The sequence below is a fragment of the Spectribacter acetivorans genome (genome assembly GCF_031846305.1).
GTDB lineage: Bacteria > Pseudomonadota > Gammaproteobacteria > Nevskiales > Salinisphaeraceae > Spectribacter > Spectribacter acetivorans.
Genome location: NZ_JAVRHY010000006.1, coordinates 1 through 26206, shown reverse-complemented (window position 1 = coordinate 26206; position 26206 = coordinate 1). Strand labels below are relative to the sequence as shown.

Below are 26206 nucleotides of genomic sequence, written 5' to 3'. Positions count from 1 at the left end.
GGTGGCTGCCGACTACCGATGAGTGACGAGATCGGCGACTTGTTGGCCTTGCCAAGCACGACGCTGCTGATCCAGAACTCCGCCGGCAAGGACTCGCAGGCCATGGCCTATCTGCTGCACCGGCAGGCTGTGGCGCGCTCTTGGCGCTGCCGGATTCTGCACATGCACTGCGATCTCGGTCGCATGGAGTGGCACGAGACACACGGCCATTGCCGGCAGATCGTCACGGAGCTTGGCAGTGAGCTGGTGACGGTCTCGCATGCCAGATTCGATCTGCTGGGTGGCATCGAGGACAGGATGACCAGGCGCGCTGACGCGCCGCCCTTCCCCAGCTCGGCGGCGCGCTACTGCACGGCTGGCTGGAAGCGCGATCCGGCCAGCCGGTGGATTCGAAATCATATCGGCCCGGGCGAAGCGTGCGTGGTTGCCATGGGTCTGCGCGCCGAAGAGAGTTCGGCCCGGGCCCGGAAGCCGGTCTGGCAGACGCGGACGGGGGCGGATGCGCCCACGAAGAACCGCCGGGTGATCGACTGGCATCCGATTCTGCATCTGACCGAGTCGGACGTGTGGTCGACCCTCGGCTATTCCCCGGACCAGCTTGCCGAAGTGCGGTCCCGGGTTCGGGCATGGCGGGCCGAGGGGCTTGCCGGCGCTGCATTGATGCAGCGGGTACAGGGAATGGGGTTTCGCGCACACCCGGCCTATGCCCTGGGCAACAGCCGCCTGAGCTGTGCGATGTGCGTGCTGGCGTGCCGGCAGGACCTGGTGAACGGCATGGAGTTTCGCCCTGACACCGCCGCGGCGCTGATGGATATCGAACGCCGGAGTGGCTTCAGTTTCAAGCAGGGCCAGTCATTGACATCGATTGCGACGGGAGGAAATGGCGCATGAGTAGCGTGGTAGAGATTACCGACGAGACCCTGGCCGCGGCACTGGACGGCGCAACCTACGAGCAGGTCAGCCAGCGCTTCGGCGTGTCGCGCGGAAGGGTCTACAGCCCCGCGGTGCGCCTGGGACGGCGCAAGCACTTGGAGTTCCACCCTCACCCCGTCACCGCGGTCCGTTCCGCGGCATCCGGGGCGGGATTGATTCGCGCTTCGCAGGCCGCCGGAGTGAGCGCGGCATCCGCCGCGTCACCACACGGGATCGTCCGGCCTCCACGCGCCTGACATTCCGGCCTCCCGCCGGTAGCAAGTCGCTGGATATTGATCGCGGCGTTCACGTCGCGATCGTGGGCCGCCCCGCAGGCGGGGCAGGCCCAGTGCCGCGTGGCCAGCGGCATCGCGGTCATCCGGTGGCCACACCCCGAGCAGGTCTTGCTCGTGGGCGCCCACCGGTCAATCACCACCACCTCACGGCCGCCCCAGGCGGCCTTGTAGGTGAGCTGCCGGCGCAGCTCGGTCCAGGCGGCATCGGCAATCGATAACGCCAGGTGGTGGTTGGACAGCATGCCCCGCACGCTCAGGTCCTCGACGCCGATGACTTGGTTGTCGTCGATCAATCGCCGGGTGAGCTGATGTAGGGTGTCGGTGCGCCGGTTGGCGATGCGTTCGTGGATCGCGGCGACTTTGCGGCGTTGGCGGTGCCACCGGGCCGAGCCCTTGCGCTTGCGCGCCAGGGCCCGCTGATGGCGCTTGAGGCGGCGCCGATCCTCCCGGTAGTGCCGGGGTGCCAGCGCCCGATCCCCGCGGCTGGTGACCACGAGATCACGAAGCCCCAGATCAATGCCCACGGCTGCGTGGGCGGCCGGGGCGACGCCCGGGGCGGCTTCTTCGCACATGAAGGTGACGAAGTATTTGCCGGTGGCGCCGCGACGCAGGGTGACCATCTTCGGGATGCCGCCCGGGGTGCGCGACCACCGCAGCTTGATCTCGCCCAGCCCGGGCAGCTTCAGGTAACCGGGCCGGTAGGCCCGGTGCACCTGACGCTGATCCAGCTGAAAGCGGATCGCCTGCGCATGGCCCCGCTTTTTGAAGCGCGGGTAGCGCGCCCGGCCGGCGAAGAAGTTGCTGAAGGCCCGATCCTGGTCCCGAAGCGACTGGCTGAGCACCGTCGCCGGGGTGGCCTTGAGCCAAGCATACCGGTGGGTGCGCTTCAAGACCGTCAACAACCGGGAGATGTCCACGCCGGACCGAGATTCGCCGCGCCGGCGCCAGGCCTTGCCGCGGGCGTTAAGGCCGAAATTCCAGACCCAGCGGGCGGCGCCGAAGTGGCAGGCCAAATCACGCTGCTGCGCCGGCGTGGGGTAGCACCGGAACTTGTACGAGCGCTGGATCAGCCGGGGGCTGACGCTGTCAGGCTGTATGCCCATACAAGCCGACGCTACACCAAAACCCCGCGCGAATCACGGGTGTCACGGGCACCACCTGGCCCCTGTTCCGGACCGCGCCGCGGGGCTTCGCGTGCCTACCCGGGGGCTCGAAGGCGTCCTGCCTTCTCGAATGGAGCGGACGCTGGCCGAGGGCGGCGTACTGTTCCTGCAGGTCGGCGCCACAAAGGACGATCAGGGGCGCCTGTTGCCGATGGGCTGCCTGCTGCTGGAGCACCTGCGCGGTATGGGCCTGACGCTCCAGAACCGCGTGATTTGGACTATTGGGCACGGCCTGACGCCGCGGCGGCGGCTGGCCGCCCGGCACGAAGTGGCCCTGATACTCAGCAAGGGTGAGCCGGCGCACTTCAATGTCAATGCTGCCCGGATCGCGCAGAAGCAGCCGGGCAAGCGCGCCTTCAAGGGTCCTCGCCGCGGCCAGCTTTCTGGGCATCCTCTGGGGGCCCACCCGACCGACGTGTGGAATGACATCGCCAACATAGGCCACAACCATCCGGAAAAGACCGGGCACCCGGCCCAGTTTCCGAGCGCCCTGGTCGAGCGAGCGGTGCGCCTCTACACCATGCCGGGCGAATTGGTATGCGACGCGTTCGATGGCAGCGGCACTACCACGGCCACCGCCAAGCGTGAGGGGCGATCCTTCATCGGCGCCGACCTGTTCTACGAAGACATGCGCGCTCAGCGCCTGGCAGCCACAAGAATGGGAACGGTGTGCAAGCTGCCTGGCGTGACAGACGAGAGCGTGGCGGTTTGGCAGGCCGAGGCCGTTGCCAGCGGGCACATCGCCGCAGGCGCCAGCAAGAAAACCCAGCAACTGGTGATGGATATCTGCTGATCGAGCACTCGCCTGGGTGGAAATGCGGCCCTATTGCAGGGGTATTAAGGGGCCTGTTGCGGCGGTTGGGTTGGCAACATGCTTGTCAATGGGTGCGGCATTCCTGTGAGTTTGGATCGGTCCGCGTCCTGTCGAGTCCTGACTGACAGGGGTTTCATGCGTCCAGCCGAAGCCGTACACGAGCAACCCAACGCGGAGCTGGTAGGCCATCGATTGAATGGCCAATCGATCTTCCTCGTTGCCGCCGGCGAGAGAGGGGTCCTGCCCTGCGAGGTGCTGGAGCGTTCCACGCGCCTGATGTCAGTGTTGAGTGCCCGCCTGAGCTTTCGCAGTAGCGACGGCGCTGCGGCGGCATGGCTTAGCCAGGACCTGTTGCTGGCCTCAGGTATGCGGCCAAAGCAGCCCGAGACGAGATTTACCTGCAACTGCGCGATTCTCATGGCCTGGGCGGACTATGCGCCCGAGGACATTCAGGCCACGGCAACCATCAGCTGGATCGAGGTGGCGAGAAAAGCCAGACAGCAGTCAGCAAGCCTGCAGGTGGGCTCCTATAAGGCGGTGGTCCATGGGCCGGAGCTGTGGGATGCAAACACCCTGGATCGGATCGTTGAAGCGATGAATGGCGTTATCGGCAGCCGCTGAACCCCGGGGAAAGTCCGCTGGCGACAAACCGGCGTGATCAGAAACTCCAGATCTCTAAATAGAGGGTGAACCGACAGGAATCGCTTGTCGGATGACCTGAATAGGAGACGTCATGGACAAAAGGGATAAGAACACCGTCGAGCTAGACCATATTCGCGATGCACAAAGCGAGCATGAGCAGCAAATGCTGAAGCGCGCGTTGATGGAAATGGCGGGGAGTGGGCGACCCGTGATCGTGCAGGAGTGCGGAGACATCGTGCATGTCTGTCGCAACGCGGGAGAGGTGGAAAGCCTATTGCGGGGGTATTGGAAGCGATCGGCGGCGGTACGCTGATCGGAAGGCCCGACCCAAATTCCGGGTAACAGGCAGCGGCCGGGTGCCCATGAGAAACGGGGTGCTGCCAGGCCGGGCTGGGGCGTTGCATATTCCCGGTCTCGGGATAGCTTCGAAGGGACATCGGCGCCAGGCGCCCCCTACCCGGAGAGCTTCATGCCCGAGACGATACTGAGTGAATCCCATTCCGATCGACAGAGTGGCGTTGTCCGCGGCTGGTTGCTGTGGCTGGCCGCCTGGGCGCTGGCCTTTGCGGTCCCGGTCGATGGTCATACGAGCGAGTCAACGGATGACTGGCGCACACGGGTGGAGCTGGCCGGTTATGATGTGATGGGCTGTGCCTACTATCGCGTCCGCGAGGAAAGCGGGAAATTGTCGCGGCTTCATTTCTATCTGGGCATGGGGGACTACTACGTGATGACCTACCGGAATTCACGTTGCAACCTGGGTCGTCCCGAGAACCGACGCGCCCGCCGATAGGGGTTTGCATTGAGAGAAATCTCGGTATGATGGATAGCATGAGTCAAGCAAGCGACAACCGCAGAAGCGGCTTTCAGGTGATCTCTGGTGGGCAGCAGGCCCGCAAGGACATCGAGGCGCTGATGCTGGCCGCGATCGATCCGGCTTCCCGGCTTGCCGATCGCGAGGCTGCGGCCGATAAGCTCAAGCCGCGAGGGCGGCTCAAAGCGGTGCGTTAAGCCACCGTCCACCGATCCTTAGGGAATCGCAGCGGGGTGGGACCCGTTGCGGGTTGGGTGAAAGGGAGGTCTTCGGGCCTCCCTTTTTTATTGTGGGTATGCGTCATCCAACCTGTACCACGTCGTTACACATACCCGAAAAAAAAGGGGCCGTGAGGCCCCTTTTCTCATGCGCGCCTGGATAACTCCTCACGCACATCCATCTCCTCGTCAATGAGCTTCAACCAGTGACGGCCCGCCGAGACGAGGTCGGTTTCACCGCGCACGAGCGCTTGCTCGACAGCAAAGACCAGTTTGGATCGGCGCTCGAGAATTTCCTCGGTGCTGGTGAGATCGTCTGCCAGCCAGCGGCTGAACGCCTTGAAAGACTGAATATCCATAGGGAATACCTCCAGTGCTGCGGGCCGGGAGATCGGCCAGCCGGTTGGGTGGGAAGGTTGGGTGGTGCTGTCACCCGGTCAGGGTGAGGGCTGTGCGCGATGGCTCGCGCGAGATGCCCAAACGAGGGCAGAGATCGATTTCAGGCTGCCATCTGGACGGAGGGAGTGGGGCTGGTAAAGGGCAATTCCGGCGGGGGGATTTGCGGGCTTGCAGTTTCAGGGGCCGGGGTAATCTGGTGTGAACCGATCAGGAGTTGACATGGCTTATTCCATTCACGTTCTTTTCGCACAACGGCTTTGTTACTACGAAGGCGAGTTCGATTACGAGTGCCTGGGTGTGATGTCGGAGGGCGAGATGTCCGAGAACCCCGGGTACCTGGAGTCGCTTCGAAAGAAACACCTGGAAGGCGACGAATTCGTGGCTGCGGAGATCATTGAGGTGAAGGTCGATCGAAGTGACATCGATGATCGGCTGATGCCGGCAAGGAAACCGGTCATGGGAGTGATAGGCGAGAGTGGGGCCGAGTCATGACCGGGTCTCGCGTTTTTGTTGAGGAGGGCCGCGTACTGATCTTCGATCAGGAGGGGAAGCCTGCTTTCGAGATCATCCCTGGCTACGGGGAGGACTCGGTTACGATCAGGTCACTTGGTCGCGGCAAGCTTGCGGTGCATCCGGAAGCCACCAATGCCATTTCGCTCGATATTGTTGCGTCATCGAAGGGCGGTTTGTGATGGCGGCGCGTGGCAATCTGGTTCGGTCGAATCAGGCCGAGGTCCGCAATCCGGTGTTGGGCCTGCCGGCCTTCCAGCGACTTCGGCGCTTGCCGCGGCCTGCTAGGGAGGCTCTCGCAGAGGCGCTGTGGGATCTCAGTGCGGATGCGGGAGAGCGGTCGGAATCAGTCTGGCGCAAGCACAAGGCGCCGATGGCGGCCTGCTGGAAAGTGTGCGCTGTCTACGAACGACATATTTCGCGGGGACTGCGTCGTGACCTATAAGGACGAGCCATTCCAGGCCCGTGTTGCGCCCTGGATGCAAGCATGCTTTGGCGAGATGGTCGCCGGCGACGCGGAAGAGCGAAATTACCGGTTCCTCGAGGAGGCCATCGAGCTGGTCCAATCCTGCGGCGCGACGTCGGAGAGCTGCCATCAACTGGTGGACTACGTCTTTGGTCGCCCGGTGGGTGAGCCGCATCAAGAGGTCGGCGGGGTGCAGATTACGTTGGCGGCCCTTTGCCTGGCCCAGGGCCTGGACATGGACGCCGCCGGCGAAGATGAACTGGCGCGAGTGTGGCGCAAGATTCCTCAGATTCAGGCCAAGCAGGCGACCAAGCCATTGTCTTCGCCGCTACCCGGGCGTGACCCCGATGAGTAGTCCGGGCGCCATCGTTGGGTTAATCGAGGCGTTGCGCGCCCGAAGCCCGGACACCGATCCGGAGTGCCACGAGGCGGCCGATGCGCTGGCTCGAATGCACGCGCTTTTGCATACCCCTGAGCTGATCGACTTTCGCGAGGCAGTGCTGCGTGAGACTGCCCATCAACGCGAGCGTTGGCCGGGCGGTCATGATGAAAACAAGTCGGCCGATGAGTGGCTGTGGCTTATCGCCCACCTGGCAACCAAGGCAAGCCAGGCGGCGCGGTATGGCGATCAGGATAAGTGCCAGCACCACATCATTACGACCGCGGCGGCCTGTGCCAACTGGCATGCCGCGGTCACGCCCGCCGGCAACGCCAATGACGGCAGGCAGTGCGAGTGTCACCACTGTATCGAAGCGAAGGGACTGACAGGCGACGGCGGCCTTCCGCTGAGCGCCTGTCAGATGATCGTGTGCAGCGACTGTGGCAACAAGCGATGTCCGAAAGCCGAGGACCACCGGTTTGCCTGCACGGGCAGTAACGAAACGGGCCAGATCGGACAGCGGGAAGGGAGGGCGTCGCTCCCGTCGCTGATTAAGCACCCCGTCTTTCCAGTAGGCGCCGTGGTGGTGCACCGAAAGGGCATGCGATACCAGATAATTGGCGGGCCGGATGTCTACCGGTTGGAGGCGACGGGTGAGCCGGCGTACCTCTACCGCGCGGTTGAGGGCGGCGAGATATGGGTGAGGTGTGCCGCCGACATGGAGGACGGGCGATTCAGTCTGTCCGGTATGGGCAACTGAGTCAGTGCTGCAAGGAGTCAACATGGAATTCTACCCCTACACCTATAAGCTGCCCGAGTTCGACCACACGCCGGTGCGCGGTCCGCGGGCCAACCACCCAGAGGCGGTATTCCATCGCTGCTGGGTCGAGCTCATGGCAACGCCGCCCGTTGATCCGTTCGATGACGATGTCGGCAGCATCGATCCGCCACCAAATGCGCGTTTCGTGAGCATTTTCGAGGATGCCGTGGCGGAAAATCTGAACCAGCGACACGCCACGGTCGCCGCTTCGATGGTGGCGTGGCTGGGCACCAACTGCGGCCAGGGTCTGCTGGCGAGCGCTCAGGCGCTGTGGGAGCAGCTCTCGATCGTGAGCAACCCGCCGCCGCGGGAGACGGTATTCGAGATGGCGCTGTCGGAAGAGAACCGACGGATGCGCATCATCAACGGCGGCATGCGGCTGATCGAACATCTGCTCGCCCCGGATGACTGCCTTTGCGAGTACAACGGCGGCGTCTCCATGTCCCGCGACCCTGAGTTGAGATTCTCCGACTACGAGATCCTGGCGCAGGTCATGCGCTGGGTCGGCAGCGAGCAGGGGCAGGCGTTCATCGACCACTGTCTGGGTGAGTGCCGGTCGCTACCAACTCTGGAGGAGATCGTCGCCGCGTCCGGGTGATGGGGTGATGGGGTGATGGTTGAGTGCACCTGTCTGGATTTCTGTGATGTGCACGGTCGGCTTTTCGTCTGTCGAGACGAAAATGGGGAGTGGTGTGGCGGGTGTGTGTCTGACGGCTTCACCGGTGAGCTGTGCATGCCCTGGCCCGACTCCTGGTATTCGGGAGGGACGCTCGAAGCGATGGCCAAGAATCAGTGGGAGAGGCAATTCATGTGCCCCTACCACCAGCTGATACACCGCCTCTTTTGTGGCATGGACACGTCTGGCTGAGCCGGCACTGCCTAATTCAACGACTTATGGGTGCGCCATGTTTGTGAACGAAGACAAGTGCCGGGAGTTCGGGCTGGACCCGAGGAAGGTGGCCAGCATTGCGTCGCGGTTGAGCCGGGCCGCGCGGGAGGCTGACGCTATCGGCCTGACCGTTTTCGGTGGGACTGGTTCGGGCTCACTGCGATTCGCGCGGTCGTTGCGGCACGGTCCCGAGGAAAACGAGGTAGCGCTGCTCGACGGTTCATTTGACGGCGGTGATGGTGGTGACAACTACTAAACGCGAGGTCGAGAGCTGGTGTCAGCCCAGGGCGGGCAGTTATGGCGCCGCGCAAGCGGTTGAGGATTCCCCGTGAAGGGGTAAAAAGATCGTATCACTGGCGAAAGACGGGCAGGGATAAGGGCTGGAGCGAATTCTGGGGTTGCGGTTTCACGGGCATCCGTATCGTGGAGTTATCGGGTGTGAATTCACCCGCTCAACTCAAGGAGAAAGATGATGGATATGGATGATTTCGATAGCCCCGGCCCTTCCGATCACAACCCCTACGACGAAGATATGTCGCCGATGTGGGATATCACCATGGAGGGCCGGGCGTAAGCCCGGCGCCTCACCATGGCAACTGAACAGTTCACCGTCGACAACCACATCATCCAGCACCTGATCAGTTCCCAGGCTGGATCGGTCGAGAAAGCCATCCTCGAGCTCGTGATGAACAGCATCGACGCCGGTGCAAGCGGGATCGACATCAGGATTGATGCCAAGGGCAAAACGCTTTTCGTGTCGGATGACGGTCGCGGGTGGAAAGACCCGGAGGAGATTCGCGCGACCTTCGGCACCTTCGGGTTCGATCACGGCGATAACAACCAGCGGACCTATGGCAAGTTCGGGCTTGGCCGTGGTCAGCTGTGGAATTACTGTCGCGCCACCTATCGCACGAACGGGTTCGCCCTGGATGTCGACATCCGCGAGCGAGGGCTCGAATACGATATCCGCGAGGCCGACCACCGGCCGGGTTGCCTGATCGAGGGCGAGTTCTACGAGCCGCTTGATCCACGCGATATCCAGACGGTCGCGCGGACCCTCAAGGAATGGCTGGAGTATGCCGGCATCCCCATCTACTTCAACGGGGAAGCAATCTCGACCGACCCCGCAGAGCAGTCGTGGGATCAGACTACCGAGGAGGCCTACTTCAAGTTCCGGGACCAGTCCTCGTTGTTGATCTACAACCAGGGCATCTTCGTGGGCCGGGTGAGTGCCTATGAGTTCGGGATCGGCGGGATCGTGGTCAGCCGCAAGCCCCTGTCGCTGAATATGGCCCGCAACGACGTGCTGCGGGCCCAGTGCAAGGTGTGGCCGAAGATTCGTGACTGCCTGCGCACCGCCGCCGGCCTGAAAGCCAAGACCCGACGCGAGCGGCTCGACGACTACAGCCGCTGCATGCTGATCCGAGACTGGATCGCCGGCGACATCCCCTACACCGAGATTTGCGATCAGGCGGTGCTGGTGGACGGCCGTGGTCGGGCGCGAAAGCTCAGTGCGGTGACCGGCTTCAATCGGGTGGCCATTGCCGACAAGCGCGGCTCAATGGTGGCCGACAAGCTGCTGGCATCGAAGATGGCGCTGGTACTGGCGCCGGAGATTGCCGAGTGGTTCGGGGTCAAGGACGGACAGGAGCTTGTCAACGCGATCAACGAGCGGATCAAGGAAGAACTCGGGCCGTTGAGCTATGTCAACAGTCGGGCGAAAAACGAAGCCCGGCGACAGCTATGGAAGCTGGAGAGGCACTGGCGCGGCCTGCAGGGCGTCGAATGGGAGAGCCTGCGTGCCGAGCAAAACTTCACCCACGAGATAATCGGAGACAAGGACCTGACGAAGCGCCAGAAGGCACAGCTGACGGCAGTCAAGGCCCTTAACGATGGCGTGGCGGGCGAGATTGCCAGCATCCGCCGCAAGGTGCGCTATTCACGAGCCTTGCGCGCGGGTCGCAGCGAGTCCGCGACTGCCTGGACGGACGGTGCATCCTACATCGCCGTGGACCTGGACGCGGTCGCCGATGCCTGCAAGGGGGTGGAGGGATTCACCCGGATGACCAAGATTCTGCTGCACGAATATATGCACGACAGTAGCAGCGCGGATGACACGCACACGCATAGCCAGGCCTTCTACGAGGATTTCCACGATCTGATCACCCACCCGGAGTGGCGTGAGCGGGCGATAGTGGACTGCGCGATTCGCCAGTACGGCAAGGCGCTGGCGCGCTACGAGCTCAAGGTGCCGCGGTGGGTGGCCACCGAAGGCCGAGTTATGGACGACAGCGAGGAGACCGGGGTGGCGGCTTAGCCGCCCCGGGTCACCCCATGCCGGGCGTTACCCGGTCCGATCAACAACGACACGGTGAACCATGTATCTGCTTATTTTCGAGGATGGATCGATCAAGAAGGCCCGAACGGTATCGGACGACGATTTGAGCTCAGCCGACGACGGCATGATCCAGATCGTGGGGCTCGAGGATTCCGGGCCCAGGGAGTATGTGGATGGCGAGTGGCTGTCGGTGCCGCTGGCCGAGACTGATGGACTCGGAGGTGATGATGAAGAGTGATGGCAATCATCGTCCCGGTCAGTCGCCAGAATGGGTCCTGCAGCGGAGCATTGCCGGCATGACGTTCAATGAAATCGGACGACGTGATTACATCGGGGCGCTCAAGAAGCAGGCTCGGGAAGACGTATTCCTGGATGGCGTTGCCCAGGTTGACCGGGTGTACCGGCTGGTGTCGCCCCGTGGCCAGGTCTACCAGGAAGGCCGCATCGCAGGTTCGCGAATGCGATGGAGCGTCCCGGTGGGCCGGGGTCTGCCGGAATGACCACCCGCGGCAAACTGCTGCGCCAGGATTTCATCCGACGAGGCGATCTGCAGTCAAACCCGGACCGGGTGTACGTGTTCGGCGACAACATGTGCCGGCGGGGCAAGGGCGGGCAGGCCGCGCAGATGCGCGGTGAGCCCAATGCCGTGGGCATCCCGACGAAGTGGGAGCCGTCGTTGCGTGAGGATGCCTTCTTCGACGAGCGCGACTATCAGAAGGCCGTGCCGGCGATCCATGAGGCCTTCGACGGGCTCGAGCAGGTGATACTGGCTGGCCGGGATGTGGTGTGGCCGGCGGCGGGTATCGGCTCAGGACTGGCTCAGCTGGAAGCCAGAGCGCCTTCTATCCACCGACTGATCCAGGCGCGATTCAACAAGCTGTCGGCTCTGGCCGTCGAGTGACGGCTGGGCATGGATCGCTGCAAGGTCTGCGGGGTGTCGATCGATCCCCACGGTGACTGTGCGTGCGAGCCGGAGGATGTGGATCTCTCCCTGTGCACAGAACAGGTGCTGACCTGCCCGCTGTTCAAGACGGCCGGCGGGCCGATCGATGCGCCCGTGTGTCAGACCTGCGGCAAGCAGCGGCCACGACGAACAGGCCCGACGCTGCGCGTCGTGCCGCGGCGGTGGACGCAAGCTGATCTATTCGAGCCTGACTCGTGAGGGGCGATCGTCGGTCAGAGGCTGAACCAGCCCTGATCGGGAGTGCCGGCAAACAGGCCGGCGGGTTCCCGGGTACCGAGGACCGGGAATGACCGCTTGTTCTCGCCCGGGGCCAGGCGGTCGACCACGTTGGCAATGCCGGACCAGGTGAGGCTGCTGCCGGGGTGCATGATCAGATCGATGGGAGAGAAGGCGGTGCCATCGGTGAGCCGAACGAAGCCTTCACCCGGCACCGCGGTCGGGGGGCTCAATTCCACCACACGAAGGTCGCCATAGACGGCCAGCGCCTCGCCCTGATGCTGTGGCATGACTTCGGCGAATGCCTGTGACAGCGAGCGTGTTTCACTAAGGCCAACACCCACGTCAAGTCTTGCCGTCGGAATCCGGAAATAAAGGCGTGCTCGCATTTCCCCCGGGGGCGTTATAAAACAATCGAAGCTGATCTTTCGCTTGGTCGGCATGTTGGGCTCCTGACTGTCCTTCGATTATCCAGCAACTTGGCCGGATGCAAGCGGAGCGTTCCCGATCAGAAGGCGATGATGAGCTCCGGCACGAAGGCGTCGCGCCGACGGGGGCGCGGCAGGGGGTCGGCAGCGAGGATGGCCTGCTTGACTGAGCGATCGAGCGCGTCGCTGCCACAGGACTCGAGCAGCTCGAAAGCCACGATATGGCCGCCACGGCGTTGCTCGAGACGGACTCGACAAGACGCTGTGTCCTGTCCGGACGGGCGCTGCCAGTGGCGCTGGAGGTGCTCGCGAATGGCCTGAATGTAGTCGTGCTGGGGTGATGTGGTGTCCGGATCAGCGCGCAGGGCTTTCTCAAGCGCCTGGCTTTGTCCGCTCTGCGCCTGGGCGGCCGCGGTGATGAGCATGAACACGAAGATTGCTGCGCGGGAGATCATCGAATTGAACTTCCTGGGTGGGGTCGGGGTTGACCGAGGAATATACCGGGCGTGGCGGGGCCTAGTGGCGACGCAACCGCCGGTTGACCCAGTCGGCGACCTGAATGCCACGCATGCCCTGATGCTCTGACGCCCCGAGGTTGAGTACGGGTACACAGCGCTGATGGGCCAGGCGAATGGCGGTGGCGGTGCCGCCGGCGATGCGCCCGCCGGGTGTCCAGCAGACCATGGCCAGACTCGGCTCGGTGCAATCGGGACCGAGGACCTGATGGACGTTGCGGGCATGAAGCAGGCGCACGGCCCGCCGGCAACGTGACCAGGCCGGGTGGATGCCGCCGGCCAGCGCCAGGGCCTGTTCCGTGGGTGAGGTATAGGGGCTTTCGACAGCATTGAACCCGGGCCAGGGCAGGTAGATTTCCTGCTTGCCGCCGATCAGGGTGGCGCCAGCCTGAAACGCGCCGTCGGCGCCGGCCGCACCACCCGAGCGAAGCGTCCAGACCGCATGCCCGAGCAGGGTGGCGGCACGGCGCATGGTATCGAGCACCGCGGCGGGTGTCTGTCGAGAGCCGATGCCGGTGTAACAGGGCATCGTCTAGTCGATCTCGCGCACGCCTTTTCGCACCCGGGCGCTTTCGGCGGCATCCCGCAGGGTTGTGGCGATCGTGTTTGGATCGGGAAGCGCCTTGAGGGTCATCACCGGGGTGGTCCGATCCGATGACTCGACGATGACGTTGCCGGCGCCAAAGAACCGGTAGTGCAGCGGCTCACGCACGGTCACGTCCTTGATCCGGTAGATCTCAAGCAGGTCGGTGCGGATGTTGAGCACACCCTGCTTTTCCTTGAGCAGCTCGGTGGAGGCCTCGTAGGTATGCAGCCAGGCGTAGAGCATCTGGTAGAGCGCCCAGCCAGTGATCGACAGGGAGATCAGGTGAATGCCGATGGTGAAGGTGCGATCGGGAATCTGGGCGTTGGTCAGGGCCAGGGCCAGCAGAAGACCGGCGACCAGCAGGTAGGTGCCCGCCAGGGATATCTGGCCGACATGGGCGCGGAACAGGTGCTGCTCCTGGCCTTGGTTGGTGGCCGGTGCCGGGTTCGCGGGCGCCTCGGTGGTGGTGTCATTCATGGCTTGTTAAACCGCTGTGTGCCTCGATCGAGCCTAACCCGGTGAGACAAGCGGCAAGGCCGGTAAAAAGCCCCGTAATCGACGGATTTCGCGCCGGGCTCCCAGAGAAGCCGTGGGGCTGTCTTCGCGGCTTTCGGGTCAGAGGGCGAACCAAGGTGAAGCGGTGACCTCATCGGCCCACGACAGGCGCTGGGCCGGGGTCGGCGTGGCGCCGCCGGCCGGCAGCAGGTCATCAAAGGTCTTTCCCGGTTGAACCTCGACATCGTATTCCCGATCAATACAACCGTGGAAAACCGACTCGGCATGGAGCTTGATGTGGAGATAATTCTCGTTGTGCTCAAGCAGCTCCCCGCGGCTGGGCAATTGCGCCTGAAGGGTGATATCGCCGTCATCAGTCGTGCGGCCGTTGTAGGTGAACGCCACGAGTCGCAACGCGCCGTAGACCCGAAGAATTTCATCGCGATGCGGCTGCAGGTTCCTATGGTCGTGCAGCATGCCGCGGAATCCGGTCAGTACCGGGAGGTATTTGGCCTGACTGGGGACCCAGACGCGCAACATAGCCTTGGGTTTGTCGTGGCGGGAAAAGCGGTAGAAGCTGATGCTGCGGACGTTGACGCCGTCGCGGCCGGTATCGGGTCTGTGGCTGGGTCGTAATGGCATGGGAATCTCCGGGTTGGTGTCTCCCATTATCCGGGTTGCCGGCAAACCGCAAGGGTCTGGCTAGAGGGCAAACCAGCCCGCGTTGGCCACCTGATCGGCCCATTGACGTGGCGCCGGCCCGGGCACTTGCAGGGCGGAAAAGCGCTGGTCGAGGCGCTGTCCGGCTTCGACATCGGCCTCGACATCCTCGCCGGGGGCGCCCAGCCACGTCGCGCCGGGGGCCATGCGCAGGCACCAGCGATTGTTGGCGTGATGATCAGCAAGCGGGGGCGAGGCATCCCGATCCTTGATCGTGACATGCGTGCCGCGCTGATCGCCATTCTGGCGGGGCCATTCGACAAGCGCCGGCGTAATCACGCCGTAGACCGTGAGAATCTCTTCGGTGTGGGGGTTGCTGGTGGGGGACTGGTGAAGGTAATCCAGCCACTGGATGTTGGCTGCCACGGCCTTGCCGAGGCTGGGAATCCAGATGCGGAAACGCAGATTGAGCTTGCGGTGTTTGGTGAAGCCGAGGAATTCAATGCCACGGGCTTGAGCGTTGTCGTCGTTGATGATGGCCATGACTGTCTCCTGAGATACCCGATCCATTATCCGCGGGAGCCGGACAATGCAAGGCCGCTACAGGGCGAACCAGCCACCTTCGGGCGCTCGATCAGCCCATGTCAGTGAGGGTGGGTTTGCAGGCTGCGATTGGCTCGGTCGCGATCCGACCGGGTAAGCGTAGCGGCCACGTCGTGGCTTTTCGGCGATTGGCCGGAGCGGGGACGAAAACAGATCTTCAACACGGTCGGCGGCGACAAAGGTCTGAGGGCGTAGGCGCAGGGATCTGTGACGGTTCTGGTCTAAGAGTAATACGACAGATTCGATGCTGGGAGGGTTGGGGACGATGTCCCTGATCAGGATGTGATCGAACTCGTCATAAGTGGCCTCGGGAAGGTGTCGGACAAGCACAATGCTGTCGACAAGAAGACCCTCGCCCAACGTGAATGTCAGGTCGGCGGGCACACAGGTGCCGCTCAGGCGGAACTTGGCTACCCGGCGTGGTGCGCGCGATGTGGCACGGACTTCGTCACAAAGCAGCAGGTAGCGGGGCATAACAGTCGGGGGTTGGCTAGAGCGCAAACCAACCCCCCGTGACCTGATCGAAGATCGGCGCGGCTGCGGCCGGACGCACCGGTCGGGGTGGGATCGGGCTGTCGATGTCGTTGCGCTGTTCGCCGGCCTTGAGCGCAATCAGGTAGTCGGTGCCCGCGTTTCCGAAGAAGGCGGATTTCTCGCGCAAGGTGATAATCAGTCGGCCGTCCGGGTTGGGCGTGTTGTCGCTGACGTTGTTGACGACCACGAAGTGGTTTCCCGGCTTGCTATCGAACTGGGTAATCCGCAGGTCCCCGTACAGGTCCATCACTTCACCGGCAAATGGCTTCAGGGCGAGCGAGCCGGAAAAGAGGATGTCGGGTCGGATTTCAAAGGGCTTCATGCTGGCTTCACTGGGGATCCAGATACGAAGCTTGGCTCGCGGCTGTTGGTGCCGAGTGAAGCCGAGAAACTGAATGCCGCGAAACCACCCGTCTTGATTCTGATCAATGCCCATGTCGATTTATCTCCTTGACGGGATCAGTGTCACCCGGGCGCCGGAAAGCGCAAGCCCGGCCGCCCGGGCAGGCAGCGTCAGTGAGGGCGCGGCCCGGCCGGGGCCTTGGCGACCTGGGTGGCGAGCATGTAGGCGTGAATCGCGAAGGAGAAGGCGTAGCGCATGAACGGCTCGTAACCCTGGGCGTCGAGGTGCTCGCCGATCTCGGGCGGGAGCTGGCAGTGCCCCGCGCGAATGAGGCCGTCAGGTTCAGGTTTGACCGTCATGACGATGCCGCTGGTGTGGGTGAGCTGATGGTTGGCGATATCCACCTCCCAGTTCGCGGGGGTCAGAGGCGGGAGCTGCTTGCTGGTGATCAGCTGGTGGGCCGGGGTGCGTTGGGAGAGCGTGTCGGCCAGCGCCTCGGCATCGGCCAGCGGGTCGAAGAACAGACCCGGCTGGTCCGCATTGGGCCGATGAATGCGGTGGTACCCGAGGGTGCGGTCGACAATGGACAGGGCCAGGTGCAGCAGGACCTGCCGGGCTGCCGGATCATTCAGGTGCGCCTCCGGGTCATCCTGCCACTCGATGGCGGCGAGAAAGGGGTGATGGCCGGGGTTGTGATGGGCACGTCGGTAGGTCTGCCCATCGCTGAGGTCGAAATCGGACAGGCGATCAGGGTCGTCGTAGGGCATGACCACGCGAGCACGAAAGCGCGGCAGCTGGGTGTGCAGGATGTAATGGCGGCCACGATCGGCATAGTCGTGCGATCCCACGCCAGTGCCGATGATGAAGCGATCCTGGACCGAGGGCAGGCTGGCACGGTCAAAGGTGTCGCCGCGCCAGACCTGGCCGATGGCCAGAGCGACCATGCCGTTGAGATTCGACCGAGGGTCGTTGGCCATGAGTACCAGGTAGAGGTTGTTGTCCTCCCAGCCGAGGGTGAGGTGAGCAAGCTCACTGGCCCGCAGCTCGGGGCTGTCACCGGCCTTCTCCAGGATCAGGTCAAACAGCGGCTTGTCGCCGTCGTGAACAATCTCGACCAGCTCCGTCATGCCGGGGCCGCGCACGCGCAGCGTCATCTCGGGTACGGACTGGTCACCGCGGGTGATATGGCGGCCGCGATCGTAGTGGATCTCGTAGACCGACTGGGTCATGGCAGGTCTCGAAGGGTTGGCATCCTTCGGTCCAGTGTAAGCAGACGCGGTAGGGAGGGCAGAGGTTAAGCGGCTTGCCCCGGCAGGCTTTCGCTGGCGTACCCCATGACGGTGCCCACAAAAAAGGGCGCCGTTGAAGGCGCCCTGACTGCCTGTTCGGCAGTGGATGAAGTCCTGACCCGGGCCATTTTCTGAGCTGCCTATTCGGCAGTAAACATACCTCACCGACAAAGCGATGATTTTCTAAGCTGCCTGTTCGGCAGTGCAGAGTCCTTACCTAATCAGATGCGATGACCCTTTTCAAGGCCTAGAGGGCAAACCAGCCGGAATCCGGCCAGTCGAGGCGACGGACCGCCGGCGTTGGCGGCCAGCGGCGTGGCGGCAAGTTGCGGGGGTCGCCGATGGCCTGGTGGATACCCTTGAGGCGATCGGCCTGGAAGAGGTTTCGTGGCGCGATGGTGAGATGGAAGCCCTGGTTGAAATCGGACAGACGGGCATGGGTAAAGTCCGAGACATCATCGTGGTGGGTGGCACACACGAGATTGTCCAGGCACCGCCGCATGGGGTCGGGCCAGATGCGGGTGAGATTCTGGTTCAAGAGCGTTTCGCCCTCGCTGCGCGAGACATGAAGCCAGCCGTTTTCACACACGCCGCGGGGCAGTCCGATCGAGAATTTCATGATGGCCTGATAACGGGTGCCCTCGTCGCACAGCAGGCTTTCCAGGTAGAAGGCAAAAGGTGCTGGAGTATCAGGTGCGGTCATAGCGCAAACCAGCCGGTGGCCGGCCAGTTGATGCGACGAACGCTCGGGGCGTTGGATACCTCGGATGTGTCGCGCCAGTATCGAAGGGGGCGGGACATGGCCAACCCGGTCGCGGTGTGACGCCCCTTGAGCGTATCAAGCTCGATGAGGTTTCCGGTCGCGATGCGCAGACTGAAGTCGCCGGGGGCGCGTTTGCCGGTCGTGATCCGGATATAGGGGGTTGGCTGCTTCTTGGGTATTTCCTGAAAGTAGAGGTCGCGCATGGCTTCGCGTACCGCCCCGACCGGCCAGTTGAGAAGGTCCTGGTCGGTGAGCAGACGGCCGGTGAGCTCGGCGTTGACCGTCAGCCAGCCGATCTGGTCGTCGTTGCGGGGTAGACCGATGGATAGGGTGGCCATGGGCCAGTAATCGGTGGTGGGCCCGTCACGCAGGGCATGCAGGTAGAAGGCAAAGGTCCGGGGATTACTCATAGCGCGAACCAGCGGGCATTGCCAGCGCCGGCGAACAAGGCCGGGCGGGATGCGCGGCGCGCACGACGGGTGGCCGGGCGCCGGGGCTTGTGTTTGACCGGCACCGCCGCTGCCGGAAAGTCGGCGAGCTCGGCAAAGGTGCAGAACGTGCCCGGCTTGAGATGGGCCAGCATGACCAGCCCGCCGGTGGGCTTGGTGAGGTCGGGGCCGTAGATCATGACGCCATAGTTGGAGGAATCGCGGGCACGAGAGATGTTGAAGATGGACAGCGCTTCGAACAGCGGCTTATCGGCCTCAGGGAGGGCATTGGCGAGCGTATTGCTGAACATGAGCGGGCCGGTGCCCACCGAGAATAACGCCGTGCGCAGTACCCCCGCACCGCTCAATCTGAGCCGGGCGCGAAGGTCATGACCGCGGTTGACCGCGTCGACGGACTGGCATTCGAGAATAAAACGGGGGTAGGACATGGGGAATCTCCGGGTTAGGTGACTCCCATTCTCCGGGTATCAGGGGATATGCAAGGCCCGGGTCAGAGCGCAAACCATTTGGCGTCGTGCTGCGGCCAATCGATGCGACGCGGCCCCGGCGGCTGGGTTTGGCCCGGCGACAAACCCAGCGGTATTCCGGGGCGGGCCACTCGCAAGGTACGGGACTCATGGCTGCCGGCGAGCTCGTCGAGCAGGACCAGATTGCCCGGGGCAATGTCGATCGTGAGGTTGCCGATGTCGTCGGTCAGGCTCACGAAAGGCAGGCGGCCATCATGGAATTCATCAAAGGTGAGGGTGGACATCACGTCGCGCTCGGCAGCGAGGCGCCAAAGACCCGCCTGTTTCTGATCCAGAAGGCAAGCGCCAAGCGGGGTGTCCACCGTCAGCCAGTTACCGGGATAGTCGCGGGGCAAGGCGATGGAAAACTGAGCCTGCTGGAAGGAACGGGTCGGATCGACGCCGATGCTGTGACAGTAGAACGCGTAACGGGGGTTTGAATCGGACATGGGTGGGATTCCTGGGTTAGGTCAGGTCCATTATCCGGGGCCAGAGAAAAACACAAGGGCGGCGGTACGCCGGGTACCAGGCCCGACCGGATCGGGTTTACCCGGCACACACCCGGGTGCCGGTAGAAACGGGGGCTTGCCGCCAGGGTCAGCGCTGGGCGGCGTCGTGAGCCCGTTTCACGATCGGGAGCAGACTGTCGTGGAGCTTGCCCATCACCGGGGAGGTGGCCTTGGGCTGGCCGGGGCGTGTCGGTCGAGCCTGGAAATAGAGCGTGTCGTAGTTGAGCACGACAGCCTGGCGAAAGTCGAAGCGAGTGGTCCGGTCGAGCCCGGACGCGGCAAAGCCAAGCGTTGCCGTTTCGATGTCGAAGGCAGGCGGTGGCGGCGCCCCGCGCAAGCGGGAGGTGGCGTAGATCACCCTGACGCGGTACGGGGTGTCGGTGTCGTCGGGTGGGTCAGAGACGGTGATCACCAGCGCCGGGCGGGGCTTGGGGCCGGGGCCCGGGCTTTCGAGCTCAGGAAACCGGCACCAGACAATGTCGCCAGGGTCTGGTGGCGGCAGCCAGGGAGAAGGTGCGCTCAAACGAGCGAGCGCCCGCCGACAATCTCCTGGTCCACGCTGGCACGAAGCTCCTCAAGCTGCTGGGCCGAGAGCGGACCGTCATCGGGTTCATAACGCGGTAGCAGGCTGTCGCGCAGCTGGGCCAACGCATACTGGACCACCTGGGTCTCGCTGCGCAGGCCAAGTTCCTGACTCATGCGCCGCACGGTGTCACGCGACACGGTATGACGGGCCTCAGGCTGACCGAAACGGACCAACAGCGCATCGCTCTTTGTGGACTTGGCCGCGCGGGGCCCTGCCGCGGTCTTGGGCGAGACGCGCCGGGGAGTGCTGGAAGCGTCGGTCATGGCGGGCTCTGTCGAAATTATATCGTGAAGATATCTTTTGGTTATCTTTTAGTCAAGCCTGCAGGTGTCGCCTTCGCGCCTAATAGTGGCGGCGACGCGGATTGATCAGACCGCAAACCACCGCGTAGTGGCCGGCACGCTCCAGTCGACCATCCGCGGCACCGGTGGCTGGGGGCAATCGCTCAGGGGACGTGCCGGAGCGCAAAGGTGGTAAATCAAGTCGGCGGCTACGAAGCTGCCCTCTGGCATCTGGAAGATGGTCTTTCGGGAGAGGTTGCGAACGGTGATTGGCTGCCCCGGCTTGGAGAGCGAGTCAGGCTCAAGGCTGTCAGCGTGGATCTTGATCGGGAAAAATCGCTGGCGGACCTTCGGGTCTAGCAAGGTGGGGTCCTCGGGCAGACCGTGGTGGAAAACGGCAACCCCGGCGACGAAGTCGATGGGATTGCGCACAGCTCGGCCGTGAAGCCTGAACCGGAATATCGGGGCCCAACGGTCATGGATGCCTGGGATACGGCCATGATATTCGAGTACGTAGCGGGGGTAGACCATACGAGAATTATGACAGAGTGCGCGAGGATGCCAGCGGTTAAGACTCGTCGCGGGGAAAAGATCAACAGGTAATCGGCGCGGCGAGGTCAAACGAAGATGAGCGGGGCGCCGGCGCTCGATCAAGCTCGGTCCGAGAAAGTGGCGGTACGCCCCGAAAAGGACTCGACCGAAACAGCGTCTGCCGGGTGCTGGCGCGGGTGCCGGTGAAAAAGGGGGCCTCAGAGAGAAAACCAGCCAGCGGTGTCGGCTTGAGTCCAGTCGACCACCCGCGGCACCGGTGGCTGCGGACACCGGCTCAGGGGCAGGCCGGGGCCGACAAGCTGGGCGACACGGTCCGCGGCGATGAAACTGCCTTCGACCATCTCGATGGTGTTGATGGTGGTATGGCGCAAGATGATCGGTCGGCCGGGCTTGTCCCGAAGAAAGGGCTCGAAGTTATCGGCGATGACCTCGAGCACGCGCAGTTGATCTCGGTGAATGGGGTCGAGGGAGGTCGAGGAGACGTCGAGAGCATGATGCAGCCCGCCGACTCCCGCGCGAAAGTCGATGGGGGTGGCGACACACTGGCCATGAAGCCGAAATCGAAGGGCCGAGGTCCAGTCCTTGTCGCCACAAAGCACTCTGCCGTGGTATTCGAGAACGTAGCGGGGATAAGGCATGCCTCAATTATCCACGGATGCACCAAACCGCAAGCCCGGGGCAACCGGTGTCGGGCGTCAGGCCACCAGGGAATAGTCCCGCGCGGCATCCGCGGCATCGATGGGCACTACTCCGGTCAAACCATGACCAGAACTCGGAACTGACCCTCGATCAAGGCTCGTCCGACATAGCCGCGGTACGCCCGGAAACAAGCCCGACCGCAACGGGGCTACCAGGTGGCGGCGCGGGTGCCGGTGAAAAAGGGTGTTTCAGATCGCAAACCAGCCGGGGCTGCCTGACTGACCCCAGTCAATGGCCGCGCGCTTGCGGCTGTGGGGAAGATCACGGCTGGGACGGGCGGGGCCGATGAGTTCCGGAATGGTATCGGCCGCGATGAAGGCGTCGGGCATCATCGGGATGACAGATCCGGTGCTGGCATTAAAAAGCTGGATGAGCTGACCGTTCTTGCGGGTGAAGGCGGGGTCGAAGCAGGCGCTGTCGACCTCGATAAAGCGCAGGCGGCGTCGGTCGACATCGGTCAGAACGCGGTCAAAGACCGGTTGATTCGAGAAGGGTCCGCGCAGGGCGCAGAAAATCAGCGGTGCGGCCACGGCCGAACCCGACAGACGCAGCCGCAAGGGAGAGCTTGTCGGCTGGGGAGAAACACGGCCGAGGTATTCGAGAATGTACCGAGGCATGGGGCCGCTCATAGGGTAAACCAGCCACTTGATGGCGCCTGATCACTCCAGCCTTGCGCAAGGCTGCCTGCCGCCCGACGACGGGCGTTGCGGCGAGATGGCTTGTCAGCAAGCGGGTGAATGCGCGAATCAATACGCGCCAGAGACTCGCCCGCCCAGAAGGTGCCGCGCGTCAGGCTGAGATTGCACAGGTCCGGGGTCGGGCCCACGACCTTGCCGAGCGCGAGCCGAAAGATCACGCGTTGGGGGTCGAAGGTGGAGATCCCGGCGATCTCGATACCCTCAAAGTAGGACCGGTAGTAGTGGGGGACGTCGTCTTGAATGACGCGGTGATCGCCAAGGCGCCCAGTGCCGGTGGTGAATCGGATTTCGCGGGACAGGAACGTGCCGCCCAGGCGCAGTTGGGCGAGGTTCCTAAATGCGCCGGCAGGGGTGCGGATAACGCTGGCCTGATCGAACTGGATGAGAAAGCGGGGATAGTCCATGGGATCAATTATGCCGGGCGATGGCAGAACGCAAGGGCTCAGAGCGCAAACCAGCCGAGGTCTGAGGCCTGCGAGGACCATTTGCGCGTGGCCACGCGGCGCTTTACTGGCCGTCGAGGTTTGAGCGAGACATCGACCGCGTGGCCGCTGATGTTGTGGAGGTTGGCGGAGTGCCAGAAGGTGCCGCCGAACAGCTCGAGGTCGACGTGGGATGGGCCAGAGCTTGGCGGGGCGCTGCGAGCGCGAGTCAGACAAACCCGCTGGCGATTAAGCTGATGCGATGGGCTGATCGAGGCAAGACTGATGGCGGCCACATAGGGCTGCAATGACTTCGGCAGGGCGGACATCAGGGGCTTGTTGAAGGACAAGTGGCCCACCTGAGCCACGAACTTGATCTCGCGATCCAGGCAGGCCCCGCTCAGGCGCATGTGGGCGCTGGGCGGCCATTTGTCGATCACACGGTCGAGCTGGATGAGGATCTTGGGATAGTGCATGGAACGCTCCGATTGGGTCACTCCAGTATCCCGCGTCTGGCCAGAACGCAAGGGCCGAGACTCAAAGGGCAAACCAGCCGGTGTCCTGTGGCCATTCGACCGATAGCCGAGGCGTGAGAAGGCGACCCCGTGGGGGTCGGGTATCTGTCGGTTCAAAGGCGGTCAAGAGACCGTCGAGATGATCGACAGCGAGGTAGCCCTTCGGTGCAAGCCAGATATCCAGGCCATTGTTGTTGTCTGTGAGGTCCACCGTGGGACGCGACAGATCAAAACCGAGGCAATAAACCGAGGCAAGACGCTCACGGTCGAAGCCAGAACCACGAATGAGTGCGAGAGGGCCAAGCAAGGGCTGGTTGCCGAATACGCGAAGGCGAAGCCAGCAATCGTTTCGGCGCTCCATGTCGGGGTGGTCCAGGGTGTAACCCACCGACACATCCGCATAGGGCTGATGCGAGTCCTCGGTAATGTCTATTGCGTGGCAATAGAAGGCGAAGCGAGGGTTGTCGTTGGGCATAGAGGTGCGCTCGATGTGGAGAGCCCATTATCCCCGATGCGCGTGGGAAGCAAGCCAAAAAAAGGCGTCCGACCGGGCCGCGGTACGCCCGGTGATATGCCCGACCGGTATGGGGGTGTCCGGGCCGAACCCGGGTGCCTGTGAAAAAGGGGGTGATGCCGCCAGGCGGTGGCCGGCCTTGCATTTCCGTGCTTCTGGATAGGCTGGAACGAACGGTCGCTGTGACGGCGGCCGCGATCCACACAGGAGCGACGAATGCCAGAAAATCGAGACCCCAGCTGCCTGCGGGTGCTGGGGATGGATCCCAGCATCGTGCGATGGGGGCTCGTGTCAGCCTGCATTGATCCACATACGATGGCGGTCGAGATCGAGTCGATGGGAGTGGTCGGCGCCAAGGTCGGTCAGAACCGAACCGGGCGCGTGATGCAGGACGAACTGCGGCGAGCCCGGGAACTGGGCACCGAGATCCACGCCTGGGCTGTCGGCCACGACATGATCATGACGGAGCTGCCGGCCGGCTCGAAGTCGGCGGTGAGCGCTCGAAGCCAGGGCGTGATCCTGGGGATACTGGGGCTGCTGCCAGCCACCGTGATCCCGGTGCCGCCTAACGAGGTGAAGATGAGCGCGCTGGGCTACCTCGGGTCCAAACAGGACATGATCGCCTGGGCCAGACAGAGCTACCCCAGTGCCTGGTGGGCAGCTACCGCCACGGGCAAGGCTCGACCGAGCGGAGAGCTGGAACACCTGGCCGATGCCACCGGCGTGATCCATGCCGGCATGCGATCGGTGCTGTTCCGAGCCGCGGCCACCATCGCGCGTGGGCGAGGGCCCGACCTGAGCAACAGGAAAGGACAGGGAGTCCAGAATGGATGAAAGGCGCTCAACGACTGAACAAGCCGCAGTGCTGTCCGACGTGGCGCCAGGCGATGTCCTGCTGGTCCGTCGCATCCAGGGACAGTACGAACGATTCTACGAGAAGACAGTGCGCAAGGTCCTCGATACCGTGGTAATCGCTGCCAGCGGCAACAGCTACGGGGGTAAGGGCGTGAGTAGCTACCGCATACTCGACGGTCGAGAGATGACCGGATCAGGGATGCCCGGCTGGGCGCGACCGATGGACAAAGATGCGAGGAGAATGCTGGCGGAGAACCGACGGCGCCGGCGGCGATAAGGCAGTAGATCTGGCAGACGCATGTCAGGGGGAAAGCGGGATCGCCTGACGAAGAACTAACCAGGAAGGCAAGGCTGCGATGGTGGTGTGATACCACCATCGCGTTTGTGCCTAGCCAATCCCCAACGAGGGGACCGGCACCAACTGGTCCGCTTCGAAACGAAGCGGGGTTCGGCCTTGCTCAATGAGGTAGACCGCTTCGGTTGCGGGCAAGGCCCGGAACCAGTGCTTGGCGACACGGTAGGCATCGGCAAAATTGCCGCGGAAAGTCTTACGGCCAGTCGAAGTGCGAATAACCATAGCAGTCCCCTTAGGTAGGTTGGGTCGGTTGGGATAACACCAGCGTCGCGGTGACGATGGCTGACCTTGAGGCGGTCCGGCCTTTCTAGCCACGAGGGCTGAGAAACCGTGATCCCAGACGCAGGGACTGCTCTGGTTGAGGCGCTCAAGCGAACGCCCCAAACAGAGCCGACTCTCGGGAGAGATAGGGCAGTTCGGTGTAATTGGGATTTAGGGGGGTGGGCGGATAATCTCCGCATCCACAAACTCATTATGGGGCTGGAAGAGACAAAAGACAAGACATGTCCGCAGTGGGTTGCGGCACGCGCCGATCCATGCCCGACCGGGATGGGGATGTCCGGGATAGCGCCACGGTGCCCCTGAAAAAGGGGTCATTTCTCGATGGCCGCCAGGAAGGACTTCACCTATGACTCGCGATGATGGCGCGTCAAGATCGACCGAGCGAGGCGTGGATACGCTTTCGACAGAGGCCGAGGAAGCGATCGCGGTACTGCCGCGCCGTGCTCGATGCCGAACTGCACGCCTCCGCATCCCGGTCGGTCAGATAGACCGCGAGGGAGGTGTCGGTCTTGGCTCGTTCGAGGGCAGCCGGATCCGAAGTGGCTGTCACGGTGAGCAGCGGCATGGCTTTCCCGGTCGAGATGACCTGGAGATCGCAAGGGGCATTGAGGCCGGCAGGATACGCAGCTCGAATGCCGACCGAGAGATCGGACTCTGAACGCAGCTCGGATGCCAGGCTGCGAAGCAACCCGGCCGCGGTGCGGCAGCCCGATGTCGGCAGCGGGGTGGGATAACCCCTCGATGAGATGGGGACCGATAGCGCGTAAGCGGGCTCATAGCGGCCGTCTGTGCCGCGATGGATGTGCAGGGCTACCAGGGAGAGGGTATCAGGCGTCGCGGCGCCCAGGCGCACGATTGGCCCCCTCACCGTGGTGATCTGACCTTGATCGAGGGCGCCAAGTGGGCGCGGGCCGGAGCGGGTCAGGT

At 63.4% G+C, this 26206-nt stretch carries 42 protein-coding genes; 19 read left to right on the top strand and 23 right to left on the bottom strand.

The annotated features are described in order from the left end of the window. Window positions 1-18 precede the first annotated feature (18 nt). Complete coding sequence (locus RM531_RS08190; RefSeq protein WP_311658568.1) at window positions 19-891, top strand: phosphoadenosine phosphosulfate reductase domain-containing protein; 873 nt, start codon at window positions 19-21, stop codon at window positions 889-891. Between the two features lie 151 nt (window positions 892-1042). Here the strand turns inward: RM531_RS08190 and RM531_RS08185 are convergent, their stop codons facing one another. Continuing rightward, window positions 1043-2311 carry an RNA-guided endonuclease InsQ/TnpB family protein gene (locus tag RM531_RS08185; protein WP_311658566.1) on the bottom strand — a complete coding sequence of 423 codons (1269 nt, stop codon included), beginning with the start codon at window positions 2309-2311 and terminating at the stop codon, window positions 1043-1045. A 130-nt stretch (window positions 2312-2441) separates the two neighbouring features. On the opposite strand from RM531_RS08185, the gene RM531_RS08180 reads away from it, so the two are divergent. From RM531_RS08180 to RM531_RS08160, 5 genes are all read left to right on the top strand, one after another. Continuing rightward, on the top strand, window positions 2442-3164 hold the full coding sequence (locus tag RM531_RS08180) for a DNA-methyltransferase (protein ID WP_311658565.1): 723 nt from the start codon (window positions 2442-2444) through the stop codon (window positions 3162-3164). A 156-nt stretch (window positions 3165-3320) separates the two neighbouring features. Then, entirely contained in the window at window positions 3321-3806 is a 486-nt protein-coding gene (locus RM531_RS08175; protein WP_311658563.1) for a hypothetical protein, read from the top strand. A 112-nt stretch (window positions 3807-3918) separates the two neighbouring features. Beyond that, window positions 3919-4140, top strand: coding sequence for a hypothetical protein (locus tag RM531_RS08170; RefSeq protein ID WP_311658561.1), 222 nt, complete (start codon window positions 3919-3921; stop codon window positions 4138-4140). Between the two features lie 156 nt (window positions 4141-4296). After that, on the top strand, window positions 4297-4620 hold the full coding sequence (locus tag RM531_RS08165; protein WP_311658559.1) for a hypothetical protein: 324 nt from the start codon (window positions 4297-4299) through the stop codon (window positions 4618-4620). A 26-nt stretch (window positions 4621-4646) separates the two neighbouring features. Beyond that, window positions 4647-4838, top strand: coding sequence for a hypothetical protein (locus tag RM531_RS08160; protein WP_311658558.1), 192 nt, complete (start codon window positions 4647-4649; stop codon window positions 4836-4838). A 167-nt stretch (window positions 4839-5005) separates the two neighbouring features. Here the strand turns inward: RM531_RS08160 and RM531_RS08155 are convergent, their stop codons facing one another. Further along, window positions 5006-5218 carry a hypothetical protein gene (locus RM531_RS08155; RefSeq protein WP_311658556.1) on the bottom strand — a complete coding sequence of 71 codons (213 nt, stop codon included), beginning with the start codon at window positions 5216-5218 and terminating at the stop codon, window positions 5006-5008. 259 nt (window positions 5219-5477) lie between these two features. On the opposite strand from RM531_RS08155, the gene RM531_RS08150 reads away from it, so the two are divergent. The 11 genes from RM531_RS08150 (at window position 5478) to RM531_RS08100 (ending at window position 11822) form a co-directional block, all read left to right on the top strand. Continuing rightward, entirely contained in the window at window positions 5478-5750 is a 273-nt protein-coding gene (locus RM531_RS08150) for a hypothetical protein (RefSeq protein WP_311658554.1), read from the top strand. Continuing rightward, the gene (locus tag RM531_RS08145) at window positions 5747-5950 is read left to right on the top strand and encodes a hypothetical protein (RefSeq protein WP_311658553.1); all 204 of its coding nucleotides are present in this window, start codon (window positions 5747-5749) and stop codon (window positions 5948-5950) included. The genes RM531_RS08150 and RM531_RS08145 overlap by 4 nt, the downstream gene beginning before the upstream one ends. A gap of 252 nt (window positions 5951-6202) precedes the next feature. Then, on the top strand, window positions 6203-6589 hold the full coding sequence (locus RM531_RS08140) for a hypothetical protein (RefSeq protein ID WP_311658552.1): 387 nt from the start codon (window positions 6203-6205) through the stop codon (window positions 6587-6589). Beyond that, a complete protein-coding gene (locus RM531_RS08135; RefSeq protein WP_311658549.1) occupies window positions 6582-7373 on the top strand; it encodes a hypothetical protein in 792 nt (263 codons plus the stop codon). Before RM531_RS08140 ends, RM531_RS08135 begins: the two co-directional genes overlap by 8 nt. 22 nt (window positions 7374-7395) lie before the next feature. Next, entirely contained in the window at window positions 7396-8031 is a 636-nt protein-coding gene (locus tag RM531_RS08130; RefSeq protein WP_311658548.1) for a hypothetical protein, read from the top strand. A 307-nt stretch (window positions 8032-8338) separates the two neighbouring features. Beyond that, window positions 8339-8578, top strand: a complete 240-nt coding sequence (locus tag RM531_RS08125; protein ID WP_311658547.1) for a hypothetical protein — start codon at window positions 8339-8341, stop codon at window positions 8576-8578. Window positions 8579-8911: 333 nt separating this feature from the next. Beyond that, the gene (locus RM531_RS08120) at window positions 8912-10639 is read left to right on the top strand and encodes an ATP-binding protein (protein WP_311658545.1); all 1728 of its coding nucleotides are present in this window, start codon (window positions 8912-8914) and stop codon (window positions 10637-10639) included. Between the two features lie 61 nt (window positions 10640-10700). Further along, a complete protein-coding gene (locus RM531_RS08115; RefSeq protein WP_311658543.1) occupies window positions 10701-10898 on the top strand; it encodes a hypothetical protein in 198 nt (65 codons plus the stop codon). Window positions 10899-10956: 58 nt separating this feature from the next. Then, a complete protein-coding gene (locus RM531_RS08110) occupies window positions 10957-11160 on the top strand; it encodes a hypothetical protein (protein ID WP_311658540.1) in 204 nt (67 codons plus the stop codon). Beyond that, window positions 11157-11561 carry a DUF7831 domain-containing protein gene (locus RM531_RS08105; protein ID WP_311658539.1) on the top strand — a complete coding sequence of 135 codons (405 nt, stop codon included), beginning with the start codon at window positions 11157-11159 and terminating at the stop codon, window positions 11559-11561. The genes RM531_RS08110 and RM531_RS08105 overlap by 4 nt, the downstream gene beginning before the upstream one ends. A 9-nt stretch (window positions 11562-11570) precedes the next feature. Next, window positions 11571-11822 carry a hypothetical protein gene (locus tag RM531_RS08100; RefSeq protein WP_311658538.1) on the top strand — a complete coding sequence of 84 codons (252 nt, stop codon included), beginning with the start codon at window positions 11571-11573 and terminating at the stop codon, window positions 11820-11822. Window positions 11823-11836: 14 nt separating this feature from the next. Here RM531_RS08100 and RM531_RS08095 read toward each other — a convergent pair whose 3' ends face one another. From RM531_RS08095 to RM531_RS08000, 20 genes are all read right to left on the bottom strand, one after another. Further along, a complete protein-coding gene (locus tag RM531_RS08095; protein ID WP_311658536.1) occupies window positions 11837-12283 on the bottom strand; it encodes a hypothetical protein in 447 nt (148 codons plus the stop codon). Window positions 12284-12348: 65 nt separating this feature from the next. Further along, a complete protein-coding gene (locus RM531_RS08090) occupies window positions 12349-12723 on the bottom strand; it encodes an energy transducer TonB (protein WP_311658534.1) in 375 nt (124 codons plus the stop codon). A gap of 61 nt (window positions 12724-12784) precedes the next feature. Next, window positions 12785-13312: a hypothetical protein gene (locus RM531_RS08085; RefSeq protein WP_311658533.1), complete on the bottom strand. Its 528-nt coding sequence runs from the start codon at window positions 13310-13312 to the stop codon at window positions 12785-12787. Window positions 13313-13315: 3 nt separating this feature from the next. Continuing rightward, window positions 13316-13846: a PH domain-containing protein gene (locus tag RM531_RS08080; protein ID WP_311658532.1), complete on the bottom strand. Its 531-nt coding sequence runs from the start codon at window positions 13844-13846 to the stop codon at window positions 13316-13318. Between the two features lie 138 nt (window positions 13847-13984). Further along, entirely contained in the window at window positions 13985-14533 is a 549-nt protein-coding gene (locus RM531_RS08075) for a hypothetical protein (protein ID WP_311658531.1), read from the bottom strand. Between the two features lie 33 nt (window positions 14534-14566). Continuing rightward, window positions 14567-15067, bottom strand: coding sequence for a hypothetical protein (locus RM531_RS08070; protein ID WP_311658529.1), 501 nt, complete (start codon window positions 15065-15067; stop codon window positions 14567-14569). A gap of 550 nt (window positions 15068-15617) precedes the next feature. Next, on the bottom strand, window positions 15618-16097 hold the full coding sequence (locus tag RM531_RS08065; RefSeq protein ID WP_311658528.1) for a hypothetical protein: 480 nt from the start codon (window positions 16095-16097) through the stop codon (window positions 15618-15620). Window positions 16098-16174: 77 nt separating this feature from the next. Further along, entirely contained in the window at window positions 16175-17233 is a 1059-nt protein-coding gene (locus tag RM531_RS08060; RefSeq protein ID WP_311658527.1) for a hypothetical protein, read from the bottom strand. A 307-nt stretch (window positions 17234-17540) separates the two neighbouring features. After that, the gene (locus tag RM531_RS08055; protein ID WP_311658526.1) at window positions 17541-17996 is read right to left on the bottom strand and encodes a hypothetical protein; all 456 of its coding nucleotides are present in this window, start codon (window positions 17994-17996) and stop codon (window positions 17541-17543) included. After that, window positions 17993-18466 carry a hypothetical protein gene (locus RM531_RS08050; RefSeq protein WP_311658525.1) on the bottom strand — a complete coding sequence of 158 codons (474 nt, stop codon included), beginning with the start codon at window positions 18464-18466 and terminating at the stop codon, window positions 17993-17995. Before RM531_RS08050 ends, RM531_RS08055 begins: the two co-directional genes overlap by 4 nt. Next, entirely contained in the window at window positions 18463-18933 is a 471-nt protein-coding gene (locus RM531_RS08045; protein ID WP_311658524.1) for a hypothetical protein, read from the bottom strand. The genes RM531_RS08050 and RM531_RS08045 overlap by 4 nt, the downstream gene beginning before the upstream one ends. Window positions 18934-18995: 62 nt before the next feature. Further along, complete coding sequence (locus tag RM531_RS08040) at window positions 18996-19460, bottom strand: hypothetical protein (RefSeq protein WP_311658523.1); 465 nt, start codon at window positions 19458-19460, stop codon at window positions 18996-18998. 148 nt (window positions 19461-19608) lie between these two features. Continuing rightward, the gene (locus RM531_RS08035; protein WP_311658522.1) at window positions 19609-20043 is read right to left on the bottom strand and encodes a hypothetical protein; all 435 of its coding nucleotides are present in this window, start codon (window positions 20041-20043) and stop codon (window positions 19609-19611) included. Next, on the bottom strand, window positions 20040-20369 hold the full coding sequence (locus tag RM531_RS08030) for a hypothetical protein (protein ID WP_311658521.1): 330 nt from the start codon (window positions 20367-20369) through the stop codon (window positions 20040-20042). The genes RM531_RS08035 and RM531_RS08030 overlap by 4 nt, the downstream gene beginning before the upstream one ends. 105 nt (window positions 20370-20474) lie before the next feature. After that, a complete protein-coding gene (locus RM531_RS08025) occupies window positions 20475-20819 on the bottom strand; it encodes a hypothetical protein (protein ID WP_311658520.1) in 345 nt (114 codons plus the stop codon). 317 nt (window positions 20820-21136) lie between these two features. Further along, window positions 21137-21577 carry a hypothetical protein gene (locus tag RM531_RS08020; RefSeq protein ID WP_311658519.1) on the bottom strand — a complete coding sequence of 147 codons (441 nt, stop codon included), beginning with the start codon at window positions 21575-21577 and terminating at the stop codon, window positions 21137-21139. Between the two features lie 249 nt (window positions 21578-21826). Continuing rightward, entirely contained in the window at window positions 21827-22195 is a 369-nt protein-coding gene (locus RM531_RS08015) for a hypothetical protein (protein WP_311658518.1), read from the bottom strand. A 68-nt stretch (window positions 22196-22263) separates the two neighbouring features. Then, window positions 22264-22740, bottom strand: coding sequence for a hypothetical protein (locus RM531_RS08010; RefSeq protein ID WP_311658517.1), 477 nt, complete (start codon window positions 22738-22740; stop codon window positions 22264-22266). 38 nt (window positions 22741-22778) lie between these two features. Beyond that, window positions 22779-23234 carry a hypothetical protein gene (locus RM531_RS08005; protein ID WP_311658516.1) on the bottom strand — a complete coding sequence of 152 codons (456 nt, stop codon included), beginning with the start codon at window positions 23232-23234 and terminating at the stop codon, window positions 22779-22781. A gap of 61 nt (window positions 23235-23295) precedes the next feature. Then, window positions 23296-23748: a hypothetical protein gene (locus RM531_RS08000; RefSeq protein ID WP_311658515.1), complete on the bottom strand. Its 453-nt coding sequence runs from the start codon at window positions 23746-23748 to the stop codon at window positions 23296-23298. A 255-nt stretch (window positions 23749-24003) separates the two neighbouring features. Between RM531_RS08000 and RM531_RS07995 the strand changes: the two genes are divergently transcribed. Together RM531_RS07995 and RM531_RS07990 are read left to right on the top strand one after the other, a co-directional pair. Continuing rightward, complete coding sequence (locus RM531_RS07995; protein WP_311658514.1) at window positions 24004-24621, top strand: hypothetical protein; 618 nt, start codon at window positions 24004-24006, stop codon at window positions 24619-24621. Continuing rightward, window positions 24614-24919, top strand: coding sequence for a hypothetical protein (locus RM531_RS07990; protein WP_311658513.1), 306 nt, complete (start codon window positions 24614-24616; stop codon window positions 24917-24919). The genes RM531_RS07995 and RM531_RS07990 overlap by 8 nt, the downstream gene beginning before the upstream one ends. Before the next feature lie 727 nt (window positions 24920-25646). Here the strand turns inward: RM531_RS07990 and RM531_RS07985 are convergent. After that, window positions 25647-26206: hypothetical protein (locus tag RM531_RS07985; protein ID WP_311658512.1), on the bottom strand; the 560-nt coding region annotated here is incomplete at its 5' end.